26 protein-coding genes and 1 tRNA gene are annotated in these 21,970 nt (G+C 68.1%); 20 read left to right on the top strand and 7 right to left on the bottom strand.

Annotated features, from left to right (window positions below; all coding sequences use genetic code 11):
* The first annotated feature begins 40 nt into the window (after nt 1-40).
* From clpS to IEZ21_RS02960, 8 genes are all read left to right on the top strand, one after another.
* Nucleotides 41-358 (top strand): ATP-dependent Clp protease adapter ClpS, encoded by a 318-nt coding sequence (gene clpS / locus IEZ21_RS02990; protein WP_033325905.1) that lies wholly within the window; start codon nt 41-43, stop codon nt 356-358.
* A 12-nt stretch (nt 359-370) separates the two neighbouring features.
* The gene (locus IEZ21_RS02985; protein WP_189320289.1) at nt 371-976 is read left to right on the top strand and encodes a DUF2017 domain-containing protein; all 606 of its coding nucleotides are present in this window, start codon (nt 371-373) and stop codon (nt 974-976) included.
* Between the two features lie 239 nt (nt 977-1,215).
* On the top strand, nt 1,216-2,646 hold the full coding sequence (locus IEZ21_RS02980) for an amino acid permease (protein WP_189320288.1): 1,431 nt from the start codon (nt 1,216-1,218) through the stop codon (nt 2,644-2,646).
* Between the two features lie 74 nt (nt 2,647-2,720).
* A complete protein-coding gene (locus IEZ21_RS02975) occupies nt 2,721-3,143 on the top strand; it encodes a M67 family metallopeptidase (RefSeq protein WP_189320287.1) in 423 nt (140 codons plus the stop codon).
* A 79-nt stretch (nt 3,144-3,222) separates the two neighbouring features.
* The gene (locus IEZ21_RS48735) at nt 3,223-3,318 is read left to right on the top strand and encodes a putative leader peptide (RefSeq protein ID WP_020270288.1); all 96 of its coding nucleotides are present in this window, start codon (nt 3,223-3,225) and stop codon (nt 3,316-3,318) included.
* Nucleotides 3,319-3,435: 117 nt separating this feature from the next.
* Nucleotides 3,436-3,714 carry a MoaD/ThiS family protein gene (locus tag IEZ21_RS02970; RefSeq protein WP_033325899.1) on the top strand — a complete coding sequence of 93 codons (279 nt, stop codon included), beginning with the start codon at nt 3,436-3,438 and terminating at the stop codon, nt 3,712-3,714.
* 17 nt (nt 3,715-3,731) lie between these two features.
* Complete coding sequence (locus IEZ21_RS02965) at nt 3,732-4,682, top strand: PLP-dependent cysteine synthase family protein (RefSeq protein ID WP_189320286.1); 951 nt, start codon at nt 3,732-3,734, stop codon at nt 4,680-4,682.
* Nucleotides 4,683-4,965: 283 nt separating this feature from the next.
* A complete protein-coding gene (locus IEZ21_RS02960) occupies nt 4,966-5,718 on the top strand; it encodes an MBL fold metallo-hydrolase (protein ID WP_033325897.1) in 753 nt (250 codons plus the stop codon).
* Nucleotides 5,719-5,798: 80 nt separating this feature from the next.
* Here IEZ21_RS02960 and IEZ21_RS02955 read toward each other — a convergent pair whose 3' ends face one another.
* Nucleotides 5,799-7,064, bottom strand: a complete 1,266-nt coding sequence (locus tag IEZ21_RS02955) for a PTS transporter subunit EIIC (protein WP_189320285.1) — start codon at nt 7,062-7,064, stop codon at nt 5,799-5,801.
* A gap of 183 nt (nt 7,065-7,247) precedes the next feature.
* Between IEZ21_RS02955 and IEZ21_RS02950 the strand changes: the two genes are divergently transcribed.
* The 4 genes from IEZ21_RS02950 (at nt 7,248) to rdgB (ending at nt 9,657) form a co-directional block, all read left to right on the top strand.
* Entirely contained in the window at nt 7,248-7,607 is a 360-nt protein-coding gene (locus IEZ21_RS02950; protein ID WP_281399371.1) for a PTS sugar transporter subunit IIB, read from the top strand.
* Between the two features lie 39 nt (nt 7,608-7,646).
* Complete coding sequence (rph, locus tag IEZ21_RS02945) at nt 7,647-8,384, top strand: ribonuclease PH (RefSeq protein WP_189320284.1); 738 nt, start codon at nt 7,647-7,649, stop codon at nt 8,382-8,384.
* Between the two features lie 170 nt (nt 8,385-8,554).
* Complete coding sequence (locus IEZ21_RS02940) at nt 8,555-8,959, top strand: hypothetical protein (RefSeq protein WP_189320283.1); 405 nt, start codon at nt 8,555-8,557, stop codon at nt 8,957-8,959.
* A 95-nt stretch (nt 8,960-9,054) separates the two neighbouring features.
* Nucleotides 9,055-9,657, top strand: coding sequence for an RdgB/HAM1 family non-canonical purine NTP pyrophosphatase (gene rdgB, locus IEZ21_RS02935; RefSeq protein WP_189320282.1), 603 nt, complete (start codon nt 9,055-9,057; stop codon nt 9,655-9,657).
* A gap of 46 nt (nt 9,658-9,703) precedes the next feature.
* On the opposite strand, the gene IEZ21_RS02930 is transcribed toward rdgB, so the two are convergent.
* The 3 genes from IEZ21_RS02930 to IEZ21_RS02920 form a co-directional block, all read right to left on the bottom strand.
* Nucleotides 9,704-9,787, bottom strand: a tRNA-Leu gene (locus IEZ21_RS02930).
* Nucleotides 9,788-9,807: 20 nt separating this feature from the next.
* Nucleotides 9,808-10,476 (bottom strand): HNH endonuclease signature motif containing protein, encoded by a 669-nt coding sequence (locus IEZ21_RS02925; protein WP_189320281.1) that lies wholly within the window; start codon nt 10,474-10,476, stop codon nt 9,808-9,810.
* Nucleotides 10,473-11,066, bottom strand: a complete 594-nt coding sequence (locus IEZ21_RS02920) for an HNH endonuclease signature motif containing protein (protein WP_246567243.1) — start codon at nt 11,064-11,066, stop codon at nt 10,473-10,475. The genes IEZ21_RS02925 and IEZ21_RS02920 overlap by 4 nt, the downstream gene beginning before the upstream one ends.
* On the opposite strand from IEZ21_RS02920, the gene IEZ21_RS47305 reads away from it, so the two are divergent.
* Nucleotides 10,975-11,184: a hypothetical protein gene (locus IEZ21_RS47305; RefSeq protein ID WP_246567249.1), complete on the top strand. Its 210-nt coding sequence runs from the start codon at nt 10,975-10,977 to the stop codon at nt 11,182-11,184. The genes IEZ21_RS02920 and IEZ21_RS47305 overlap by 92 nt on opposite strands.
* A 106-nt stretch (nt 11,185-11,290) precedes the next feature.
* Here IEZ21_RS47305 and bcp read toward each other — a convergent pair whose 3' ends face one another.
* On the bottom strand, nt 11,291-11,758 hold the full coding sequence (bcp, locus tag IEZ21_RS02915; RefSeq protein WP_189320279.1) for a thioredoxin-dependent thiol peroxidase: 468 nt from the start codon (nt 11,756-11,758) through the stop codon (nt 11,291-11,293).
* A gap of 148 nt (nt 11,759-11,906) precedes the next feature.
* On the opposite strand from bcp, the gene IEZ21_RS02910 reads away from it, so the two are divergent.
* Together IEZ21_RS02910 and IEZ21_RS02905 are read left to right on the top strand one after the other, a co-directional pair.
* Nucleotides 11,907-12,290: a DUF3618 domain-containing protein gene (locus tag IEZ21_RS02910; RefSeq protein ID WP_246567229.1), complete on the top strand. Its 384-nt coding sequence runs from the start codon at nt 11,907-11,909 to the stop codon at nt 12,288-12,290.
* Between the two features lie 45 nt (nt 12,291-12,335).
* The gene (locus IEZ21_RS02905) at nt 12,336-12,677 is read left to right on the top strand and encodes a GroES family chaperonin (RefSeq protein ID WP_189320277.1); all 342 of its coding nucleotides are present in this window, start codon (nt 12,336-12,338) and stop codon (nt 12,675-12,677) included.
* Nucleotides 12,678-12,710: 33 nt separating this feature from the next.
* Here IEZ21_RS02905 and IEZ21_RS02900 read toward each other — a convergent pair whose 3' ends face one another.
* On the bottom strand, nt 12,711-15,086 hold the full coding sequence (locus tag IEZ21_RS02900) for a transglycosylase domain-containing protein (protein WP_189320276.1): 2,376 nt from the start codon (nt 15,084-15,086) through the stop codon (nt 12,711-12,713).
* Between the two features lie 211 nt (nt 15,087-15,297).
* Between IEZ21_RS02900 and IEZ21_RS02895 the strand changes: the two genes are divergently transcribed.
* From IEZ21_RS02895 to IEZ21_RS02880, 4 genes are all read left to right on the top strand, one after another.
* Nucleotides 15,298-16,098, top strand: a complete 801-nt coding sequence (locus tag IEZ21_RS02895) for an ABC transporter permease (protein ID WP_189320275.1) — start codon at nt 15,298-15,300, stop codon at nt 16,096-16,098.
* A 73-nt stretch (nt 16,099-16,171) separates the two neighbouring features.
* Nucleotides 16,172-16,936 (top strand): ABC transporter permease, encoded by a 765-nt coding sequence (locus IEZ21_RS02890; RefSeq protein WP_189320391.1) that lies wholly within the window; start codon nt 16,172-16,174, stop codon nt 16,934-16,936.
* A 3-nt stretch (nt 16,937-16,939) separates the two neighbouring features.
* On the top strand, nt 16,940-17,953 hold the full coding sequence (locus IEZ21_RS02885; protein ID WP_246567227.1) for an ABC transporter ATP-binding protein: 1,014 nt from the start codon (nt 16,940-16,942) through the stop codon (nt 17,951-17,953).
* 10 nt (nt 17,954-17,963) lie between these two features.
* The gene (locus IEZ21_RS02880; protein ID WP_189320274.1) at nt 17,964-18,815 is read left to right on the top strand and encodes a DUF1707 SHOCT-like domain-containing protein; all 852 of its coding nucleotides are present in this window, start codon (nt 17,964-17,966) and stop codon (nt 18,813-18,815) included.
* 170 nt (nt 18,816-18,985) lie between these two features.
* On the opposite strand, the gene IEZ21_RS02875 is transcribed toward IEZ21_RS02880, so the two are convergent.
* A complete protein-coding gene (locus tag IEZ21_RS02875) occupies nt 18,986-20,326 on the bottom strand; it encodes an SGNH/GDSL hydrolase family protein (RefSeq protein WP_189320273.1) in 1,341 nt (446 codons plus the stop codon).
* 220 nt (nt 20,327-20,546) lie between these two features.
* Here IEZ21_RS02875 and IEZ21_RS02870 point away from each other — a divergent pair, with 220 nt between their 5' ends.
* On the top strand, nt 20,547-21,926 hold the full coding sequence (locus IEZ21_RS02870; protein WP_189320272.1) for a DUF445 domain-containing protein: 1,380 nt from the start codon (nt 20,547-20,549) through the stop codon (nt 21,924-21,926).
* Nucleotides 21,927-21,970 lie beyond the last annotated feature (44 nt).

Here is a 21,970-nt window from a genome sequence, read left to right as displayed (position 1 = left end):
GAGAGGCCCGTTTGGCCCGGTGCCCCCTTCTGGTGGCAGCATGGGCCACGTGACGGCTCCCGCACCTCTAGAGACCGAAAAGACCGAGTCAGCCGAGGAGGTCTTCGTCGTACCCGAGCCGGATGTCCCCTGGGTCACGATCGTCCACAACGACCCGGTCAACCTCATGAGCTATGTGACGTACGTTTTCCAGACGTACTTCGGCTACTCGAAGGACAAGGCCACCAAGCTCATGCTCGACGTCCACCACAAGGGCCGTGCCGTCGTCTCCAGCGGGACCCGCGAGGAGATGGAGCGCGATGTGCAGGCCATGCACGGTTACGGTCTGTGGGCCACCCTCCAGCAGGACCGGAAGTAGCGAACTCACTCCATGCCAGGACAATTCGAACCGCTCCCCGGCGGCGGCGCGGCCGTCGCCCTCGACGAGGTCGAGATCTCCATCATCCGCTCCCTGGCGGTTCAGCTCCTGGAGCTCATCGGTCCCGGACCCGCGGAGGACGCCAGCGACGACCCGCTCGCCGAGCTGTTCTCGGAGGGCCCCAGCGAGCCGCCCGCCGACCCCGTGCTGCAACGCCTCTTCCCCGACGCCTACAGCGGCCCCGACGTCGAGGCCACCTCGCCCGAGCAGGCCGAGGAACAGCGCCAGTACTCCTCGGAGTTCCGCCGCTTCACCGAGAACGACCTGCGCGCGGGCAAGCGCGACAACGCGCTCACGGTGATCCACTCCCTGGACGCGCTCGCCTCGGCCGGCAAGGGCGGAGCGGTGCTCAAGCTGTCGACGGAGGAGTCCCAGCAGTGGCTGGGCGCCCTCAACGACCTGCGGCTCGCGATCGGCTCCCGGCTCGACGTCATCGAGGAGGAGGACACCGACCTCCTCTACCGGCTGCCGGACGACGATCCGCGCAAGCCGATGGTGATGGCGTATCTGTGGCTGGGCGGACTCCAGGAGACGCTCGTCGAAACGCTCATGCCGTGAGATGCGGGGCGCATATGCCCCGAGATGTGATGATTCCGTGTTCGCTCAGTAGACGCTCAAATCCGGATAACGATCACGTCACCGTGCTCGACCCCTATGCCTTTCCAGGCGCGCTTTGCCCGCTTCTCCGTGTGCGCTGCGTCACATGATGTACAGGTGATCAAAGTGGCGGCCGTGATAAATCTTCACGACCGCGCGGCAGACCCCCACCTGTACGTCTGGAGAAAGGCGCACCACTCATGACCTCAGCGCAGGTCGACACTGAGCATGTACCCGAGGAGGGGTACGAACGCGGGCTCGGCAGCCGTCAGGTCCAGATGATCGCGATCGGCGGCGCCATCGGCGTCGGGCTCTTCCTCAACGCCGGGGCGAACATCGCCAAGGCGGGACCAAGCCTCATCCTGATGTACGCCGTCGCCGGCGTCATCATCTTCTTCATCATGCGGGCGCTCGGCGAGCTCCTGCTCTACCGCCCGGTCTCGGGCTCCTTCGCGGAGTACTCCCGCGAGTTCCTCGGCCCGTTCTTCGGCTATTTCACCGGCTGGACGTACTGGCTGCTGTGGGTCGTCACCGGCATGGCGGAGCTGACCGCCGCCGCGATCTACATCAACTACTGGTTCCCGGAGATCCCGCAGTGGGTCTCCGCGCTCGTCTTCCTGGTCGTCCTGTTCGTGGCGAACCTGATCTCGGTGAAGCTGTTCGGCGAGATCGAGTTCTGGTTCTCCATGATCAAGGTCACCGCGATCATCGGCATGATCGTGATCGGCCTCGGCGTCCTCACCTTCGGCTTCAGCGCCGCCGGCGACACCGCGGCCGTCTCCAACCTCTGGGCCTTCGACGGCTTCTTCCCCAAGGGCATCGGCTCGTCCCTGATGACCCTCCAGGGCGTGATGTTCGCCTACCTCGCCGTCGAACTGGTCGGCGTCACCGCCGGTGAGTCCGAGAACCCCGAGAAGACCCTCCCCAAGGCGATCAACACCCTGCCCTGGCGCATCGCGCTCTTCTACGTCGGTGCCCTCACCGTCATCCTCTGCGTGGTGAAGTGGACGGAATTCTCGGAGGGCGTCAGCCCCTTCGTGAAGGCCTTCGCGGTCATCGGCATCCCGGCCGGCGCCGGCATCGTCAACTTCGTCGTGCTGACCGCGGCCCTGTCCTCCTGCAACTCCGGCATGTACTCCACGGGCCGCATGCTGCGCACCCTGGCCGACAGCGGCGAGGCCCCCAAGGCCTTCAACAAGCTGTCCGCCAGCAAGACGCCCGCGCTCGCGATCGGCCTCTCGGTGATCTTCATGGGCATCGGTGTCGTCCTGAACTACATCGTCCCCGAGAAGGCCTTCGAGTACGTCGTCTCCGTCGCCACCGGGGCCGGCATCTGGACCTGGCTGATGATCCTGATCAGCCACGTCCGCTACCGCCGCGCGGTCGACGCGGGCCGCCTGCCCGCCTCCTCCTTCCCGGCGCCGGGCGGTGCGACGGGCAGCTGGATCGCCATCGTCTTCCTCCTCTTCGTCACCGGCCTCATCGCCTACGACCACGAGGCCCGCGTCAGCCTCTACGTCATGGCCGGCTGGGCGGCCGCCCTCGGCATCGGCTGGCTCGTGCTGAAGTCCCGCAACCCGGAGGTCACCGAGCGCCGCGACCCGGAGCCCGAAAAGACCAAGGTCAGCTGAACTATCGTCCAGCATGTGGGCAGCCTCGTACCACTCCTCGGTACGGGGCTGCTCTGCTGCTTATCCTGACCAGCATGCTCACCATCACCCAGGCCCTCGCCGACCAGATCGTCGCGCACGCGCGCCAGGACCACCCCGACGAGGCGTGCGGCGTCATCGCGGGCCCGGCGGGTTCGGACCGCCCCGAGCGGTTCATCCCCATGCTGAACGCGGCCATGTCGCCCACGTTCTACGAGTTCGACTCCGGCGATCTGCTCAAGCTGTACCGCGAGATGGACGACCGCGACGAGGAACCGGTCGTCATCTACCACTCCCACACGGCCACCGAGGCGTACCCGTCCCGCACCGACATCTCGTACGCCAACGAGCCCGGCGCCCACTACGTGCTGGTGTCCACCGCCGACACCGACGGGCTCGGCGACTTCCAGTTCCGCTCGTACCGGATCGTCGAGGGCGAGGTCACGGAGGAGGAGGTCAAGGTCGTACAGGCCTACTGATCCCGCGATGCGGGCAGAAATCATCCACGATGCGAGATCACATTCCAGAACCCGGACCGGGAATCGATACGATGTGCCCATGGTTTTCCACGACGTGAGCGACAAGACGCCGGGCATGCTGCTCGTGGCGCGGCTGCACGTCGACCTGTGCAGGCTCGCCAGCGCCATCTGTTGATGCCGCCTGCCGCCGTACGGCTGTGAGAGCCGCGGCGCGGTCTATCGCGTACCACCCTGCTTTTCCGCGCTGCCGCGCGCCCACCGACCTGACTTCTTCCGACAGGAGCCCGCAACCATGGCCATCGAGGTCCGCATCCCCACCATCCTCCGCCAGTACACCGACGGCCAGAAGGCGGTGGAGGGCAACGGGGACACCCTCACCGATCTGTTCGCCGACCTCGAGACCCGCCACTCGGGCATCCAGGCTCGCATCGTGGACGCAGGCGAACTGCGCCGCTTCGTGAACGTCTACCTCAACGACGAGGACGTCCGCTTCCTCGACGGCATCAACACCAAGCTGACCGACGGCGACAACGTGACGATTCTGCCGGCCGTAGCCGGCGGCATGGTCTGACCGGGCTCTGATCCCTGATGCGCTACGACTCCCCGCTGGCCGCGGTGGGCAACACCCCCCTGGTGCGCCTGCCGCGGCTCTCGCCGTCCGCCGACGTCCGCATCTGGGCGAAGCTCGAGGACCGCAACCCGACCGGCTCGGTCAAGGACCGCCCCGCCCTGCACATGATCGAGCAGGCGGAGAAGGACGGCCGCCTCACGCCCGGCTGCACGATCCTCGAACCGACGAGCGGCAACACCGGCATCTCCCTCGCCATGGCCGCCAAGCTCAAGGGCTACCGCATCGTCTGCGTCATGCCCGAGAACACCTCGCAGGAGCGCCGGGACCTGCTGGCCATGTGGGGCGCCGAGATCATCCCGTCCCCGGCGGCCGGGGGCTCCAACACGGCCGTACGCGTGGCCAAGGAGCTGTCGGCCGAGCACCCGGACTGGGTGATGCTCTACCAGTACGGCAACCCCGACAACGCGGGCGCCCACTACGCCACCACGGGCCCCGAGATCCTCGCCGACCTCCCCTCCGTCACCCACTTCGTGGCGGGCCTGGGGACGACGGGCACGCTGATGGGCGTCGGCCGTTTCCTGCGCGAACACAAGCCGGACATCAAGATCGTCGCGGCCGAGCCACGCTACGACGACCTCGTGTACGGCCTGCGCAACCTCGACGAGGGCTTCGTCCCCGAGCTGTACGACGCCTCCGTCCTCACCACCCGCTTCTCGGTCGGCTCCGCCGACGCGGTGACGCGCACGCGGGAGCTGTTGCAGCAGGAGGGGATCTTCGCGGGCGTCTCCACGGGGGCCGCACTGCACGCCGCGATCGGCGTGGGCAGGAAGGCGGTGAAGGCCGACGAGACCGCCGACATCGTCTTCGTCGTCGCCGACGGCGGCTGGAAGTACCTGTCGACGGGCGTCTACACGGCGGCGACGACCGAGGAGGCGATCGAGCGGTTGCAGGGGCAGCTCTGGGCGTAGGGGTTGGGCGGGCTGATTTCAGCCCGCCCGGCGTTTGAGGACGAGGCCGTTCAGGCCGATGCGGGGGTCTGGGGGCGCAGCCCCCAGCGGGGTCCAGGGGCGGAGCCCCTTGGTATGGGACGGGTAAGGGCGGCGGGGGCGAACCACCCCCGAATCAGTGACGCCGCAGGTGAGTTCGCCCACAAGACCCCCTTACGGAGGAGCGACCGGAGGTTTTGCGCCTTACGCTCGACGGACCGCACGACCCCCGACTTCACTCCCCGCCAGCGGAGGTTTCTGCTTTATGAAGCTCACCGTCGTCGGCTGCTCGGGGTCGTTCCCGTCCGCGGAATCGGCCTGCTCGAGCTACCTCGTCGAGGCCGACGGCTTCCGGCTGCTTCTCGACATGGGCAACGGTGCCCTCGGCGAGCTGCAGCGCCACTGCGGTCTCTACGACCTCGACGCGATCTACCTCAGCCATCTGCACGCCGACCACTGCATCGACATGTGCGCCTACTTCGTGGCGCGCTACTACCGGCACGACGGCGGCCGCGCCGCCCCCATCCCGGTCTACGGACCCGAGGGCACCGAGCACCGCCTCACCACCGCCTACGCCGACACCCCCAGCGCCTCCTCCATGAGCGAGGTCTTCGACTTCCACACGGTCAAGCCGGGCTCCTTCGAGATCGGCCCCTTCTCGGTGCACACGGAGAAGGTGAGCCACCCGGTGGAGGCGTACGGCATCCGCATCGAGCACGGCGGCCGGACGCTCACGTACTCCGGGGACACGGGCGTATGCGACCCGCTCGTCGAACTCGCCCGGGACGCCGACCTGTTCCTGTGCGAGGCCGCGTTCACCCACGGCAAGGAGTGCATCCCGGACCTGCACCTCAACGGCCGCGAGGCGGGCGAGATCGCCGCCCGCGCCGCCGCCCGCCGCCTCGTCCTCACCCACATCCCGCCGTGGACGGACCCCCAGGTCAACCTCGCGGACGCCCGCGAGACGTACACGGGCCCGGTGGAAGTGGCGGCGCCGCGAGTGACGTACGAGATCTAGAGCCCGTACGTACGAGAAGGCCCCCGGAGTCTCTCTTCCGGGGGCCTTCTCGTACGTACGGGCAGAGGGCAGCTTGAGGCCTACTTGGCCTCCGCCTTCTGCAGTTCCGCCAGTTCCTCGTCCGACTCGCGCCCCGGAGTCGGCAGATTGAACTTGGTGATCGCGAAGCGGAAGACCACGTAGTAGACCGCCGCGAAGCACAAACCCACCAGGACCAGGCCCCACGGATTCGTCGCGATCCCGAGGTTCAGGAAGAAGTCGACCGCGCCCGCCGAGAAGCCGAAGCCGTCCTTCATGCCCAGCGCCCAGGTCAGCGCCATGGAGACGCCGGTGAGGACGGCGTGGATGGCGTACAGGACCGGCGCGATGAACATGAACGTGAACTCGATCGGCTCGGTGACACCGGTGACGAACGACGTCAGCGCCAGCGAGACCATCATGCCGCCGACGACCTTGCGGCGCTCGGGACGGGCACAGTGCACGATCGCCAGGCAGGCGGCCGGGAGCGCGAACATCATGATCGGGAAGAAGCCGGTCATGAACTGCCCGGCGCTCGGGTCACCGGCCAGGAAGCGCGCGATGTCACCGCTCTTGCCCTCGTACTCGCCGGCCTGGAACCACGGGAAGGAGTTCAGCAGGTGGTGCATGCCGACCGGGATCAGCGCACGGTTGGCGACACCGAAGATCCCCGCGCCGACGGCGCCCGAACCGACCAGCCACTCACCGAAGTTGTGCAGCGCCGTACCGAGGACCGGCCAGATGTAGCCGAAAACGATGCCGATGACGAGGCCCGCGAAGGCGGAGAGGATCGGCACGAGGCGCCGGCCGCCGAAGAAGCCCGCCCAGTCCGGCAGCTTGGTCCGGTAGAACTTCTGGTACAGCAGGGCGACGACGATGCCCATCACCACACCGCCGAGGACCTTGGCGTCCACGGGCGCGTCCACCATCACGATCTTGCCGTCGACGACCTCCGCGACCTGCGGCAGATTCTTGTCGGTGAACGTGGCCAGTACGTTCTTGAAGACCAGGTAGCCGACGACGGCCGCGAGCGCGGTCGAGCCGTCCGACTTCTTGGCGAAACCGATCGCGATACCCACCGCGAACAGCAGTGCCATGTTGTCGAGGATCGCGTTGCCGCCCGCCGACATAAAGCCGGCGATCTTGGTAAGGAATGCCGGGAACGACTCGCGGCCGAGCATGTCGGTGTTGCCGAGGCGCACCAGGAGCGCGGCCGCGGGCAGGACGGCGACCGGCAGCATCAGGCTGCGGCCGATGCGCTGCATGACAGCCATCGCGCCGGAGCCCTTCTTCTTGTCGGCCGCGGGAGCGGCGCTGGCCGTGGACACAACTTCCTCCTGGGGAACGGTGGCGTCTCTGTACGGGAGCGACATGGGAGCGACCCATGATCCATCGGCCGCCTGGTCTACACCACTCAGTGGTGTAGACCTGTTGTAGCACGGTGAAGGGAAGATAAGGAACCCGCACTTTCGTTTCTCGCCAACCCTCGCCAACCCCGCGCTTGGCGGCCGTTGCAAACTGGTGTAGACCTGTGCGTTACTGCGGCACAGCGTCAACCAGGCAACGCGGCACAGCGGCACAACGGCACAACGGCACAACGGCACAACGGCGCAACGAACCGGATCAGGGAGAAGGACATGGCCACCAAGGCTGAGAAGATCGTCGCCGGGCTCGGCGGCATCGACAACATCGAAGAGATCGAAGGCTGCATCACCCGCCTCCGCACCGAGGTCGTCGACGCAAGCCTGGTCAACGAGGCCGCCCTGAAGGCCGCCGGCGCACACGGCGTCGTCAAGATGGGCAACGCCATCCAGGTCGTCATCGGCACGGACGCCGACCCCATCGCGGCGGACATCGAAGACATGATGTGAGCACCTGAGCGGTCTCGGGAAAAGGCTAGGCTCGTCGCCATGTCACGAATCGACGGCCGCACGCCCGAGCAGCTCCGCCCCATCACCATCGAGCGCGGCTGGAGCAAGCACGCCGAAGGCTCCGTCCTCATCTCCTTCGGCGACACCAAGGTCTTCTGCACCGCCTCCGTCACCGAAGGCGTCCCGCGCTGGCGCAAAGGCAGCGGCGAAGGCTGGGTCACCGCCGAGTACTCCATGCTGCCCCGCGCCACCAACACCCGCGGCGACCGCGAATCCGTACGCGGCAAGATCGGCGGCCGTACCCACGAGATCAGCCGCCTCATCGGCCGCTCCCTGCGCGCAGTCATCGACTACAAGCAACTCGGCGAGAACACCATCGTCCTCGACTGCGACGTACTCCAGGCCGACGGCGGCACCCGCACCGCCGCCATCACCGGCGCCTACGTCGCCCTCGCCGACGCCATCACCTGGGCCCGCACCAAAAAAATCCTCAGGCCCAGCCGCCAGCCCCTCACCGGCACCGTCAGCGCCGTATCCGTCGGCATCGTCGGCGGCGTACCCCTCCTCGACCTCTGCTACGAGGAAGACGTACGCGCCGACACCGACATGAACGTCGTCTGCACCGGCGACGGCCGCTTCGTCGAGGTACAAGGCACCGCCGAAGCCGAACCCTTCGCCCGCGAAGAACTCAACTCCCTGCTCGACCTTGCCGTTTCGGGCTGCACAGAACTAGCTGTCGTACAGCGCAAGGCGCTTGATACGGTCCTCGAAAGGTAAAGGACCGTAAAGGACGCGCCAACTCCGCGCCAAGAGGAGCCGCAGCGCCACGGGCAACCACGGCAGCGGCCCCCGCGTCCCTACCAGTACGGGCGTACGGCACACCGCCGTACGCCCCCGCCGCACCACACAGGGCCCTCGAGGGCCTGAAGCAACGGGAGGACCGTTCCATGGCCGCGAGTCGACGCCCGCGACGTCGCAGTACCACCATCGCCGCCGCAGTGGCAGCCGTCGCGCTGACCGCCGGGCTCACCACCGGCTGCGACGCCGTCAACAAGGCGCTGGACTGCGCCAGGACCGCCGACGCCATCGCCGAGAGCGTCACCGAACTCCAACAGGCCGTCGAAAACGCGGCGAACGACCCGACGCAGACCAGCGAAGCGCTCGACTCCATCGACAAGAACCTCAACGAGATCGGCGACAAGACCGAGGACACCGACGTCAACAAGGCGGTCGACGACCTCCAGGCAGCCGTCACCAACGTCCGCGACTCCATCAAGAACGGCGACGAGACACCGGACGTCAGCCCGGTGACGGACGCCGCCGGCGAACTGACCAAGGTCTGCACCTCGTAGATGATCCAGGAGTTACGTGATCCAGGGGTTACGGAGCCGGGGGGCGCCCTGAACGAGAGGCGCCCCCCACCGGCGACGTGACTACTGTGAGAGCCATGACCCGCCTGATCCTCGCCACCCGCAACCACGGAAAGCTCACCGAGCTCAAGGCGATCCTCGCCGCCGCAGACCTCCACTACGAACTGGACTGCGCGGACGCCTACCCCGACATCCCCGACGTCAAGGAAACCGGCGTCACCTTCGCCGAGAACGCCCTCCTCAAGGCCCACGCCCTCGCCCAGGCCACCGGCCACCCCGCCGTCGCCGACGACTCCGGCCTCTGCGTCGACGTACTCGGCGGCGCCCCCGGCATCTTCTCCGCCCGCTGGTCCGGCTCCCACGGCGACGACCGCGCCAACCTCACCCTCCTCCTCGACCAGCTCAGCGACATCCCCGACCCACACCGCGCCGCCCACTTCACCTGCGCCGCGGCGCTGGCCCTGCCGGACGGAACGGAACGCGTGGTCGAGGGTCGCCTCCGCGGCACCCTCCGCCGCGAGCCAGCCGGCACCCACGGCTTCGGCTACGACCCGATCCTGCAGCCGGACGGGGATACGCGGACGTGTGCGGAGCTCACTCCCGAAGAGAAGAACGAGATCAGCCATCGGGGGAAGGCGTTTCGGGGGCTGGTGCCGGTGTTGCGGGAGCTGGTGGGCTGACGACGAAGGTCCACCTGATTCCAGGTGGACCTTCGAATCAAAGGCGTGCGGCCGGAGGGACTCGAACCCTCAAGGGATTTCTCCCACAACATCCTAAGTGTTGCGCGTAGGCCAGTTCCGCCACGGCCGCGTGCACGGCCATGTTACCGGTCATGCGGCATTCGCTTGAGAGGAACGTCGACGGCCACCTCGGCACCAGGTACTGGTGATTGCATGACAGTTGGGGCACAGCAACCGCAGGTTCTCGCGCCGATCATCGCGCCAGTCCCCGTTGATGTGATCGACCTCCAGGGTCATGGGCTTGCCGAGCCACTCGGGACCGACCCCGCACTCGGCGCACTCCTCGGGTACCCCGATTTCACAAAGCGCGCGACGTATCAGATGGGTCCTTGTTCGGCGCTCGCCGTCGTGCTCGACCAGAATCTCCTCAGGACGCCTGAGAGGGACGACACCAGGCTTCCCTCGATTGTGTGCCTGTCCCAAGAAATGCTTGGTCGTGAGTTGCTCTTCAGCGATCCATTGACGCAACAGCTTGCGTTGCGTGCCAGTGTCGGGACGCCCCAGGCTGCGAAGCACCCCTGCGATGGAGATCGACTCCGCAACCGCCGTACGCAACTCGTCGGGTGTGGGCCGGGGTGGCTTGCCGGAGTGATGGAAGTGCGAGATGTCGATCCCGAAGTGGGTGAAGCGCCTCGCGAGGTACTGACGGAGCTTGCCGTAAGGCTGGGCGCCGAAGAAGGCGATGACTTCGTCGAGATCGGAGCACTGCTCGGCTGCCTGTGCCAGCCGCTCGCGGGTGTACTGCACGCCACTGCTCATGAAGCGCCGCCCTTGGTGCGCCCCTTGCCGCGTCCACGGTAACTGCCTGTCGTCGAGTGGCAGTTGGGGCAGAGGAACCGAAGGTTCTCGATGCGGTTGTCGCGCCAGTTGCCGTCGATGTGGTCGACCTCCAGGGGGAGCCGTTGACCTCGCCAGACCGCTTCCATGCCGCAAAGATCGCATCGCTCGGGTACGCCCACAGTCGTCATCGCCCACCTGAGCCGATCGCTGTGGATGCGTCGGGCATTGGCGGGCTCCTGCTCGACGAGCAGGGCGTCCGGCGTCCGAGGCCGCCAGGGCTTCCCACGCTGCGTCGGTACCTGGAAGTGCGAGGTGTCGATGCCGAACGCCTTGATCCGGCGGCTGATGTGCGTGTGGTGGCCCCCTACGACCTCGAGCCCAAGATGGCGCAGCACCTCGCACATGTTCGTCGAGGCAGAGACCGCAGCCTCGAGGATCTCTCTCGTCCACCGTGCACCTTCGCGTTCGAAGTGCGAAGTGTCCACGCCCAGCTTCTTCATGCGCCCGTGGACGTACCGTCGCGTCGAACTCTTCGGGTCCACCCCCAACTTCCCCAACGCCTCCGACAACGTCCGCGACGAACTCGCCGCCTCCTCCAGGCGCTCCCTGGTGTACGGACTGACTGGCACCGTTCCCCTCCGTTCCGGCCACCCGTTCGTGGCCTCGTACGGAGTAACGAACCGCTAATCGGACAGTCACGCTCGAAATGTACAACGAAATACAGAACGGCCCGTACCGGATCTCACCGGTACGGGCCGCTCGCGCAGAACTCGCGCAAAAGTAGGCAGGCGCCTCAGATCCCCAAATCCTTGATGATCTTGGCGACATGGCCGGTCGCCCGCACGTTGTACAGCGCCCGTTCGACCTTGCCCTCCTCGTCCACGATCACCGTGGAGCGGATGACGCCCATGTACGTCTTGCCGTAGTTCTTCTTCTCGCCGTAGGCGCCGTAGGACTCGGTGACGGTCTTGTCAGGGTCGGCCAGGAGCGTGACCTTCAGGGACTCCTTCTCGCGGAACTTGGCCAGCTTTTCCGGCTTGTCGGGGGAGATGCCGATGACGTCGTAGCCGGCGCCCGCCAGGACGTCGAGGTTGTCCGTGAAGTCGCAGGCCTGCTTGGTGCAGCCGGGGGTGAGGGCGGCGGGGTAGAAGTAGACGATGACCTTGCGGCCTTTGTGGGCGGCCAGGGAGACCTCGTTGCCGTCGGCGTCGGGCAGGGTGAAGGCGGGGGCGGTGTCGCCGGGCTGGAGTCGCTCGCTCATCTCGGTTCGGTCTCCTTGCGGGGTGGTGGATACGGATCCGAGCGTAATGGGGGTGCCAGGGGGGTGGGTGGCGGGCGGAGCTGACAGACTGTCGGCCAGAGTAAACGGCCACATACGACCGACCACATACGACCACGGAGGCAGCGCGGTGTCGGATACGTCGAGCACGCCGGACATCAGAACTCCGGCGCAGATCGAGGCGGACATCAAGCGCCGTCGCGAGACCCTCGCCGAGACGCTCGACGAGATCGGTGCGCGGGTGCACCCGAAGACGATCGTCGGTGACGCGAGGGCCAAGGTCGTCTCGAGCATCGACCACACCCTTGGCCGTGCCTACGTCGGTGTGAACCGCGCGGTCAGCGATGTGAAGGGTCAGTTGGTGAACGAGGAGGGCGCGCCGCGGCTCGAGCGCATCGTGCCGGTGGCCCTGGTGGTGGTCGGGGTGGTCGGGATGCTCGCCGTGGGTTCCCGGCGCGGCGCTGTGGGCGGCTCTCGGCGCGGTTCCTCGGGCTCCCGGCGTCGCAAGCGCTGACCCCGGCCGCGTACGTGCCGCGCAAAGCCAGGTAGGTTCGGGGGCGTGAGTGCGAACACCCATCACGACAAGCTGCCCATCCGGATGCTGCACGACCGTGTGCTCGTGCGGCAGGACACCTCCGAGGGCGAGCGCCGTTCCGGTGGCGGCATCCTGATCCCGGCGACCGCGGCCGTGGGCCGTCGGCTCGCCTGGGCCGAGGTCGTCGCGGTCGGGCAGAACGTACGGGCCGTCGAGCCGGGCGACCGTGTCCTGTTCGACCCGGAGGACCGCGCCGAGGTCGAGGTGCGCGGTGTCCCGTACGCGCTGATGCGCGAGCGCGATCTGCACGCGGTGGCGGCGGACCGGTTCGAGGGCTCCGAGGACTCGACGGGTTTGTACCTGTAGTCAGTCGGCCTGTAGGTATCCAGGGGTCTGTGGCTATCCGGCGCTTCTGGAGGTCGCTCCGCCGTCCGCCCTGCCCGCCGTGATCCCGCCGTCGTCTGTCGTGCCGCCGCCTCCCGTGGCCGTGTCGCCGCCCGTCGACGACGTGCCTCCGTCGGTCGTGCCGCCGTCCGTCGGTTTCCCTCCGGCCGTCCCGTCCGTCGTGCCGCCGTCGGTCGACGTTCCGCCGCTGGGCTGGTCCGGGGCCGTCGAGGCCGGAGGTGTGCTCGGGGTTTCCTCGCTGCCGGTGGTCGGCCTCCCGTCCTCCGGCCCGTTCGATCCGTCGCTCCCGTCCGTCGTGCCGCCGTTGTCCTCCTCGCCCGTGTCCGGCGGCCATTCCTCCCAGGGCTCCTCCGTCGGGAGCTCCGGTTCCTCCGCGCCCGCCTGGATCTGCAGGTCGAAGTCCTTCGCCTCCGTGCCCTCGAGCGCGGCCTGCGTGTACTGGGCCCAGATCTGCGCCGGGTAGCCGCCGCCGTTGATGCGGTCCTGGCCGAGTGCTCCGTACAGGGGGGTGTGGGCGCCCGTTTTCGGGTTCTGGCCCATGACGGCGATGACGGTGGCGAGGTCGGGGGTGTAGCCGGCGAACCAGGCGGCCTGGTCCTCCTCCGCGGTGCCGGTCTTGCCGGCGGCGGGGCGGCCCGCGGCCTGTGCGGAGGTGCCGGTGCCGCCTTCGACGACGCCTCGTAGGACCGCTGTCGTGGTGTCGGCGGCCTCGCGGCTGACGGCCTGCCGGACGCCCGTCTCGCGGGAGGGCAGTTCGACGGCGCCCTCGGTGCCGTCCTGGCCGTCCTTGGTGATCTCGGAGACGAGTGAGTACCGGCCGTGTTTGCCGTGGTTGGCGAGCGTGGCGTAGGCCTCCGCCATGTCGAGGACGCTTGCGGTGGCGGGGCCGAGGGCGATGGAGGGGGAGGCCGTCAGGTCGGGGGTGGAGGAGGGGATGCCCAGGTCGAGGGCCGTCTGCCGGACCTTCTCGGGGCCGACGTCCACCGCCATCTGTGCGTACACCGCGTTGACGGACTTGTCGGTGGCTTCGCGGACCGAGATCGAGCCGTACGAGGTCTGGCCCTCGTTCTCGGGCGCGTACGAGGCGCCTTGCCAGCCTTCCACGGGGCGCTGGTTCGTGCCGTCGTAGACGGTGTTCGGGGTGATGAGGCGGCCGTCCTGCGTGGTCGAGCCGTTCTGCACGGCGGAGGCGAGCACGAAAGGCTTGAAGGTGGAGCCGACCTGGTAGTCGCGGCGGGTGGCGTTGTTGACGTACTGCTTCGTGTAGTCGATGCCGCCGTACATCGCGACGACCTTGCCGGTGGCGGGGTCGATGGAGACGCCGCCGGCGCGGACGTTGCGGTCGATCTCGCGGTTCTTCTTGTCGAGCTGGTTCATCACCTGGTCGTCGACGGCTTTGACGAAGGCGTTCTGCTTGTCCTTCTGGATGGTGGTGGTGATGCGGTAGCCGCCGGTGGCGAGGGCGTCCTCGTCGATGATCTCGCTGCCGGTGAGGTAGTCGTTGACGGCTTGCACGAGGTAGCCGCGCTGCCCGGATAGCCCGGCGGAGCCCTTGGCCTCCTTGGGCGTCGGGAACTCCATTCCGGCCCGCTCCAAGGGCGTCAGCCACTTCTTCTTGAGCATGCCGTCGAGTACGTAGTTCCAGCGGCCCACGACCGCCGGTTTGTTCTCGGGGTGCGCGATCACGTCGTACTTGCTGGGGACGTTGAGGAGCGTCGCGAGGTACGCGCCCTGGGCGGCCGTGAGGTCCTTGGCGTCGACGTCGTAGTAGGCCTGGGCGGCGGCCTGGATGCCGTAGGCGTTGCGGCCGAAGTAGCTGGTGTTGAGGTAGCCCTCGAGGATGTCGTCCTTGCTGACCTCCTGATCGAGCTTGATGGCGATGAAGAACTCCTTGATCTTCCGGGTGACCGTCTGCTCCTGCGCCAGGTAGTAGTTCTTGACGTACTGCTGGGTGATCGTCGAGCCGGACTGCTTTCCCTTGCCGGTGACGGTGTTCCAGGCGGCACGGATCATGGCCTGGGGGTCGACGGCGGACTCGGAGTAGAAGTCCCGGTCCTCGGCGGCGAGCACGGCGTGCTGGGTGTCCTTGGAGATCCGGGCGAGCGTGACGTTCTCCCGGTTGACCTCGCCGTCGCGGGCGAGCCGGCTGCCGTCCGCGTACAGGTAGACGTTGCTCTGCTTCGTCGCGGACGCGTTCGCCGCGGGGATCTCGACGAGGAAGTAGCCGAGGGCGAACAGGCCGATCAGCAGGAGGAGTGCGCCGAGGAAGGTGCCGAGCACCGTCCGCCAGGTCGGGATCAGCCGGCGCCGGCCGGTGCGCCGTCTCGGGGGCGCGGTGCTCGGCTGCTGCGGCTGCGGCTGGTCGTTCATGTCGTGCCGTACTCCCGTTTCACGGCGTACGTCCCTGTACGCCCTCTTAACTGTCTGTTGCCCGCTCTTGAAGACTCTCGCACCGTGCGTTCCGTTCCCTGCCCGAGGCACACGCTTTGTGCTCGGAAAATGCCTGGCACGGCGTACGGTCCGGGGACTAGGCTCCTGCGCTTCGGTGTCTGGCGGGCGGGCGCGCGGGAGGAGTGTGGTCGTGGGCGCGGGGCGGTTGTATGCGGCCGTCGCGGTGGGGAGTTTCCGGCGGTACGCGACGTACCGGGTGGCCACGGCGGCGGGGGTGTTCACCAATACCGTGTTCGGGCTGATCCTCGTGTACACGTATCTGGCGCTGTGGGACGAGCGGCCGGATCTGGGCGGGTACGACCAGGCGCAGGCCGTGACCTATGTGTGGCTGGGGCAGGCGCTGTTCGCGGCGCTGGCCCTCCAGGGCGGAGGCTTCGAGGTCGAGCTCATGGAGCGCATCCGCACCGGTGAGATCGCGGTCGATCTGTACCGGCCGGCCGATCTCCAACTGTGGTGGCTGGCGAGCGACTTGGGGCGGATGCTGTTCCAGTTGGCGGGGCGGGGCGTGATTCCGTTCGTCTTCGGTGCGCTGTTCTTCCCGATGGCCCTGCCGGGGGACTTCGGCACCTGGGCGGCGTTCCTGGTCGCGCTGTTGCTGGCGGCGGTCGTCAGCTTCGGGATCCGCTATCTGGCGGCGTTGAGCGTGTTCTGGCTCATGGACGCCAGGGGCGTCATGCAGGCCCTGATGGTCACGGGCATCTTCTGCTCGGGCATGACACTGCCGTTGAACGCCTTCCCGGACGCGCTCGGCGACGTCGTCCAGGCGTTGCCGTGGGCCGCGCAGCTCCAGGTGCCGGCGGATGTCCTGATGGGGGAGACCGCCCCGCTCGGGGCGTTCGCCTTCCAGGCGGCGTGGGCGGTGGCACTGCTGGCGGCGGGGCGGCTGTTGCAGTCGGCGGCTACGCGGCGGGTGGTGGTGCAGGGTGGGTGAGACAACCAAGGTCGGCTCCACGGCCGGTTCCAGGGTCACGGACGGTCTGCGGGCCTATCTGCTGATCGCCGGGATGTGGATCAGGGCCGGCATGACCTACCGCACCTCCTTCGTCGTCACGGTCTTCGGCAACCTGCTGCTGTCCGGCCTGGACTTCGTCGGCATCCTGCTGATGTTCTCGCAGGTCGACTCGCTCGGCGGCTGGACGCTGCCCGAGGTGGCGTTCCTGTACGGGCTGTCGGTGACGGCGTTCGGGATCACCGACCTGCTGCTCGGCTCGTCGGAGGTCCTGGGTACCCGGATACGCGACGGGTCGTTCGACACGCTGCTGGTACGTCCCGTTCCGGTGCTCGCGCAGGTCGCCGCGGACCAGTTCCCGCTGCGCCGGTTCGGCCGGGTCATCCAGGGGGCGTTGGTGCTGGGCTGGGCGCTGTTCGCCGTCGACGTCGACTGGACTGCGCCGAAGGCGCTGCTGGTGCCGGTGATGCTGGTCAGCGGCGCGGTGATCTTCGGGGCGATCTTCGTCGCGGGTGCGGCTTTCCAGTTCCTGGCGCAGGACGCCGCCCAGGTGCAGAACGCGTTCACGTACGGCGGCACCACGCTGCTGCAGTACCCCCCGACGCTGTTCGGGAAGGACCTGGTGCGCGGGGTGACCTTCGTGCTGCCGCTCGCCTTCGTCAACTGGCTGCCCGCTTCCTACGTGCTGGGGCGGCCGTATCCGCTAGATCTGCCGACATGGGTGACGTATCTGTCGCCGCTCGCCGCCGGGGTGTGCTGTGCGCTGGCGGGTGTGCTGTGGCGGACGGGGCTTCGTTCGTACCGGAGTACAGGGAGTTAATCAGTGGCAGACGGTGTGACAGATGGTGTGACGGGTGTTGGGGCAGGCGGTGTGACGGGCGGTTTCATCGAGCTCGACCGCGTCGAGAAGGTCTTCGACGTACGCAAGAAGACCGGTTTCCTGCGCCGGGAGCGGCACCAGGTACGGGCGGTCGACTCGATCTCCTTCTCCGTGGCGCGCGGCGAGATGGTCGGCTACATCGGGCCGAACGGTGCGGGCAAGTCGACGACGATCAAGATGCTGACGGGGATCCTCACGCCGAGCGGCGGCCGGCTGCGCGTCGCCGGCATCGATCCGTCCCGTGAGCGGACGCGGCTGGCGCACCGGATCGGGGTGGTGTTCGGGCAGCGTACGACGCTGTGGTGGGACCTCCCGCTGATCGACTCGTACAAGCTGATGCACCGCATGTACCGCATCCCGGACGGCCGTTATCGCGAGAACCTCGACCGTCTCGTCGAACTCCTCGATCTGGGCGCGTTGTTGGACGTCCCGGTGCGGCAGCTCTCCCTCGGGCAGCGGATGCGCGGGGACATCGCGGCGGCGCTGCTGCACGATCCGGAGGTGCTCTACCTCGACGAGCCGACGATCGGCCTGGACGTGGTCTCCAAGGCGAATGTCCGGGAGTTCCTGCGGGAGGTGAACACCGAGCGCGGTACGACGGTGCTGCTGACCACGCACGACCTGCAGGACATCGAGCAGCTGTGCTCGCGGGTGATGGTCATCGACCACGGGCGCATGATGTACGACGGCCCGCTCACCGGGCTGCACGAGATCGGCGACAGCGAGCGGACGCTGGTGGTGGACCTGGAGCGCGAACTGCCGCCCATCGAGGTCGAGTCGGCGCGTGTGGTGAAGGTCGAGGGGCCGCGGCAGTGGCTCGCCTTCCCGGCCTCGGCGTCGGCGGCGCCGCTCGTCGCGCGGATCGCCGCCGAGTATCCGCTGGTGGACCTCTCGGTGCGGGAACCGGACATCGAGGCTGTCATCAGCCGCATGTACGCGGAGAAGGCAACCTCGTAGGCTTCGGTATATGACCGAAGAACTCCCCGAATTGCGGGCGTCAGACGCAGACCGTGAACGAGTCGCCGAAGTGCTCAGGGAGGCCGTCGCGGAAGGCCGCCTCGACATGGAGGAGTTCGAGGAACGGCTCGACGCGACGTACAAGGCCCGTACGTACGGGGAGCTCGCGCCGATCACCCGCGATCTGCCTGCCGCCGGGGTGACGCCGCCTTCTCCTGTGTCGATGGTCAAGGAGCCCGCCGGGTCCGGGTCGGGTGACTGGGCGGGGCGGATCGTCGGGGGCGAGGGTTCGTCGCAGTGGGGTGTCGCGATCATGTCGGGGTTCGAGCGCAAGGGGCGCTGGACCATGCCGAGGCGGTTCAACGCGTTCGCGTTCTGGGGTGGCGGCACGATCGATCTGCGCGAGGCGGATTTCGCGGACCGTGAGGTCGTCATCAACTGTGTGGCGATCATGGGTGGTGTGCAGGTGGTCGTGCCGCCCGGTGTTGAGGTCGTTGTGCGCGGGATCGGGGTCATGGGTGGTTTCGATCACCGTGAGGAGGGTGTACGGGGCGATCCCGGGGCGCCGCGTGTGATCGTGACGGGGTTCGCCTTCTGGGGTGGTGTCGGGGTTGAGCGGAAGCTGACCAGGGCGGAGCGGTTGCGGATCAAGGAGCAGCGGCGTCAGGAGAAGCTTGAGCGGAAGGCTGGCCGCCAAGGGGAACTGGAGGAGCACTCCTCCGCTCACCGGGAGGCGCTGGACCAGGCTCGGTCCGTCCACCGTGATGCGATGGAGCAGCATCGGGAGTTGATGCGGGAGCATCGGGAGGAGCGGCGCCGGGCTCGTCACGAGGAGCGTGACGAGCGGCGGCGCCGGGACTGAGAGCTCGGCCGGGGAGGCGGTGTGTCGGCTGCGGCGCCGTCGTGGCTGGTCGCGCCCACGCGGCGGAGCCGCAAATCGACACAGCCCCGCGCCCCTAAAAGCAAAAGCCTGCGGCTTCCCGCGAAGCCTGCGCTCCTGCGCCTAAAGACTGCGCCTTCCAGCCCCCAGCCTCACAGCTCCGCCGGAGCCGCCCCCTTCAGCGTGTCCAGGTCGAACTTCTTCGCCATCTGCTCGTACCCCCGGTCGCTCGGGTGCAGATGGTCCCCCGAGTCGTACAGGGGGTTGAGGCGGCGCGGGTTGTACGAGTCGCGGACCGCCTCGTCGAAGTCGACGTAGTCGTCGAAGATGTCGCCCGAGCGGATCTGGGCGTTGACGGCCTGGCGGGTGGCTTCGAGGTTGGGGCGGTAGCCGCGGTGGCCCTGGAACGGCATGAGGGTCGCGCCGATGACGCGTAGTCCGCGGTTGTGGGCCTGCTCTGTCAGCTCGCGCAGACCGGAGGTGATCTTGTCGGGGTCGGTCTGGTGCGGGGTGCGCAGGATGTCGTTGACGCCGAGGGCGATGACGACGGCCTTGACGTTGGTGCGGTCGAGGACGTCACGGTCGAAGCGGTTCAGTGCGCTCGGGTTCCCGGCGGGGCGGCCCCCGCCGCCGGCCAGCAGGCGGTTTCCGCTGATGCCCTGGTTGACGACGCTGTAGCGGGGCACGTCCGAGCCGTCTCGGTCGCGGCCGCGCAGCCGCAGCCGGTCGGCGAGGGCGTCGGTCCAGCGCCGGTTCTCGCCCATGCTGGAGGTCACGCCGTCGGTGAGTGAGTCGCCGATCACGACGACCGTGCCCTCGGACTCGTTGCTCAGCACGTCCACCGCCGTCAGATAGCGCCAGACCTGGGTCTGCCCGGTGTACGGAACCCCGGTCACGTCCTCCGTGCGGTCGCCCTGAGCGGTGTACGAGATCTGCCGCGCCGTCGGGTGATAGGTGACCGGACCGGACGGTGTGGGCGAGTACGTGGTCACCAGGATGTCCGTGTCGTGCGGTATCAGCAGCCGTGCGGCGTCGCTGACCACCTGCTGCCCGGGCGGGACGATCACCGAGGGGCTGCCGCCGAAGGTGAGGCGGCGCATGGTGTCGGCGGCAGCGGCGGCGTTGTTCGCGGTGGCCGCCACGGCGATCGAGGCGTGCGCGATGTTGAGCGGCTGCTGCCCGTAAAGGTTCGACAGGGTGACGCGCGCCGCGGTGCCCCCCACGCCCGCGTGCACGACATTGCGTACGGAACGGCCGGCCATGCCGTTCGTCTCGGTGCCCGGCTCGGCACCGGACGGGGATGTCGACCAGGTGCCGACCCAGACGCCGGTGGACGCGGGAGCCGCCGGGTTGTTGTGCGGGCCACGGCCGCCCGCCATCGTGTCCCGGGCGGCGCCGTCGTCGAAGCCGACTCCGACGTAGATGGCCGCGGAAACGGCCATGATCATGGCGATGATCGCCGACAGCAGGGCATAACCGTGACGCTTGGTCATGCGGTGCAGGTCTCCTAGAGCAGTGGGAGCCCAGGGCTCCGATGTGATGACCTCATGATGAGGCATGGCGCGGGAGGTGTCCGACGGGCCCCCCGTTCCCGTCTCGAATCCCCGAACGGAAGACGCCGGGAACTCCTGTTCCGTTCCAGGAGTCGGTCAGGAAGGGGGATGGCGGCGGGAAAGGGACAATGGGTACGGGTTCTGCGAACGGGTGGAGTGGATGGAACGTACGAAAGCGGATGAAGTCGAACACACTGAGCAGACCGAGCTCATAGGGGCAGATGCCCAGCCGGTCCGCGCCAGTAACCGGACCGGCAACCGCACCAGCAACCGGTCCATGGGCTACTACAGCGCCGCCGACGAGGAGAAGCGCCGCGGTGTCCGCCGGATGAAGATCACGGCCACCGGTCTGTTGCTCCTGGTCGCCGTCATCTACGTACTCGCCAAGTGGGCGTCCCACGCGGGCGCGGGTGCCTGGGCCGGGTATGTCGCGGCGGCGGCCGAGGCGGGCATGGTGGGCGCGCTCGCCGACTGGTTCGCCGTCACCGCCCTGTTCCGCCATCCCCTCGGTCTGCGCATCCCGCACACCGCGATCATCCCGACCAAGAAGGACCAGCTGGGCGTCTCCCTGGGCGAGTTCGTCGGCGAGAACTTCCTGTCACGGGAGGTCGTACGGGGGCGTCTGCGCGCCGTCGGCATCGGCAGCCGCCTCGGCGCCTGGCTCGCCGTCCCGGAGCACGCCGACCGGGTCACCGCGGAACTGTCCACCGCGCTGCGGGGCGCCCTCGCCGTGCTCCGCGACTCCGACGTGCAGGCCATCGTCGGGGAGGCCATCAACCGGCGGGCCGACTCGGCGGAGATCGCCCCGCGCATCGGGAAGATGCTGGAGGGCATCGTCGCGCAGGGCGGCCACAAACGTGCCGTCGACCTGATCTGCGTACGCGCCCACGACTGGCTGGTCCTGCACAACGACCAGGTGATGGACGCCGTGCAGGGCGGCGCCCCCGGCTGGACCCCGCGGTTCGTCGACAAGCGGGTCGGTGAGCGCGTCTACAAGGAACTGCTGCGCTTCGTCACCGAGATGCGCGACATGCCCGCCCACCCGGCCCGCGGCGCCCTCGACCGTTTCCTCACCGACTTCGCCGCCGACCTGCAGTCCGACACCGACACCCGTGGCCGTGTGGAGAACCTCAAGCGCGAGGTCCTCGGCCGTGGCGAGGTGCAGGACATCATCGCCTCCGCCTGGTCCTCCGTACGGCAGATGATCGTGTCCGCCGCCGAGGACGAGCGCAGCGAACTGCGGCTGCGCGTACGGGCCTCGCTGCTGTCACTCGGGCAGCGGATGTCCACCGAGCCGAACCTCCAGTCGAAGATCGACGGCTGGGTCGAGGACGCGGCGGTGTACGTGGTGACGACGTACCGCGACGAGATCACCTCCCTCATCACGGACACCGTCGCGGGCTGGGACCCCGAGCACACCACCAGGAAGATCGAGGCGCACATCGGCCGCGACCTGCAGTTCATCCGGATCAACGGCACGGTGGTGGGCTCGCTGGCGGGGCTGGTCATCTACACGGTGTCGCGGGCATTGGGGGCGTAACCCCTCCGCAGTCGGGGACCCGTCCGGGGTTCGCTCGACGAGGA

Source organism: Streptomyces flaveus, assembly GCF_014647675.1.
GTDB lineage: Bacteria > Actinomycetota > Actinomycetes > Streptomycetales > Streptomycetaceae > Streptomyces > Streptomyces flaveus.
The sequence above is the reverse complement of the archived record's forward strand: the minus strand, read 5'-3'. Positions and strand labels throughout refer to the sequence as shown.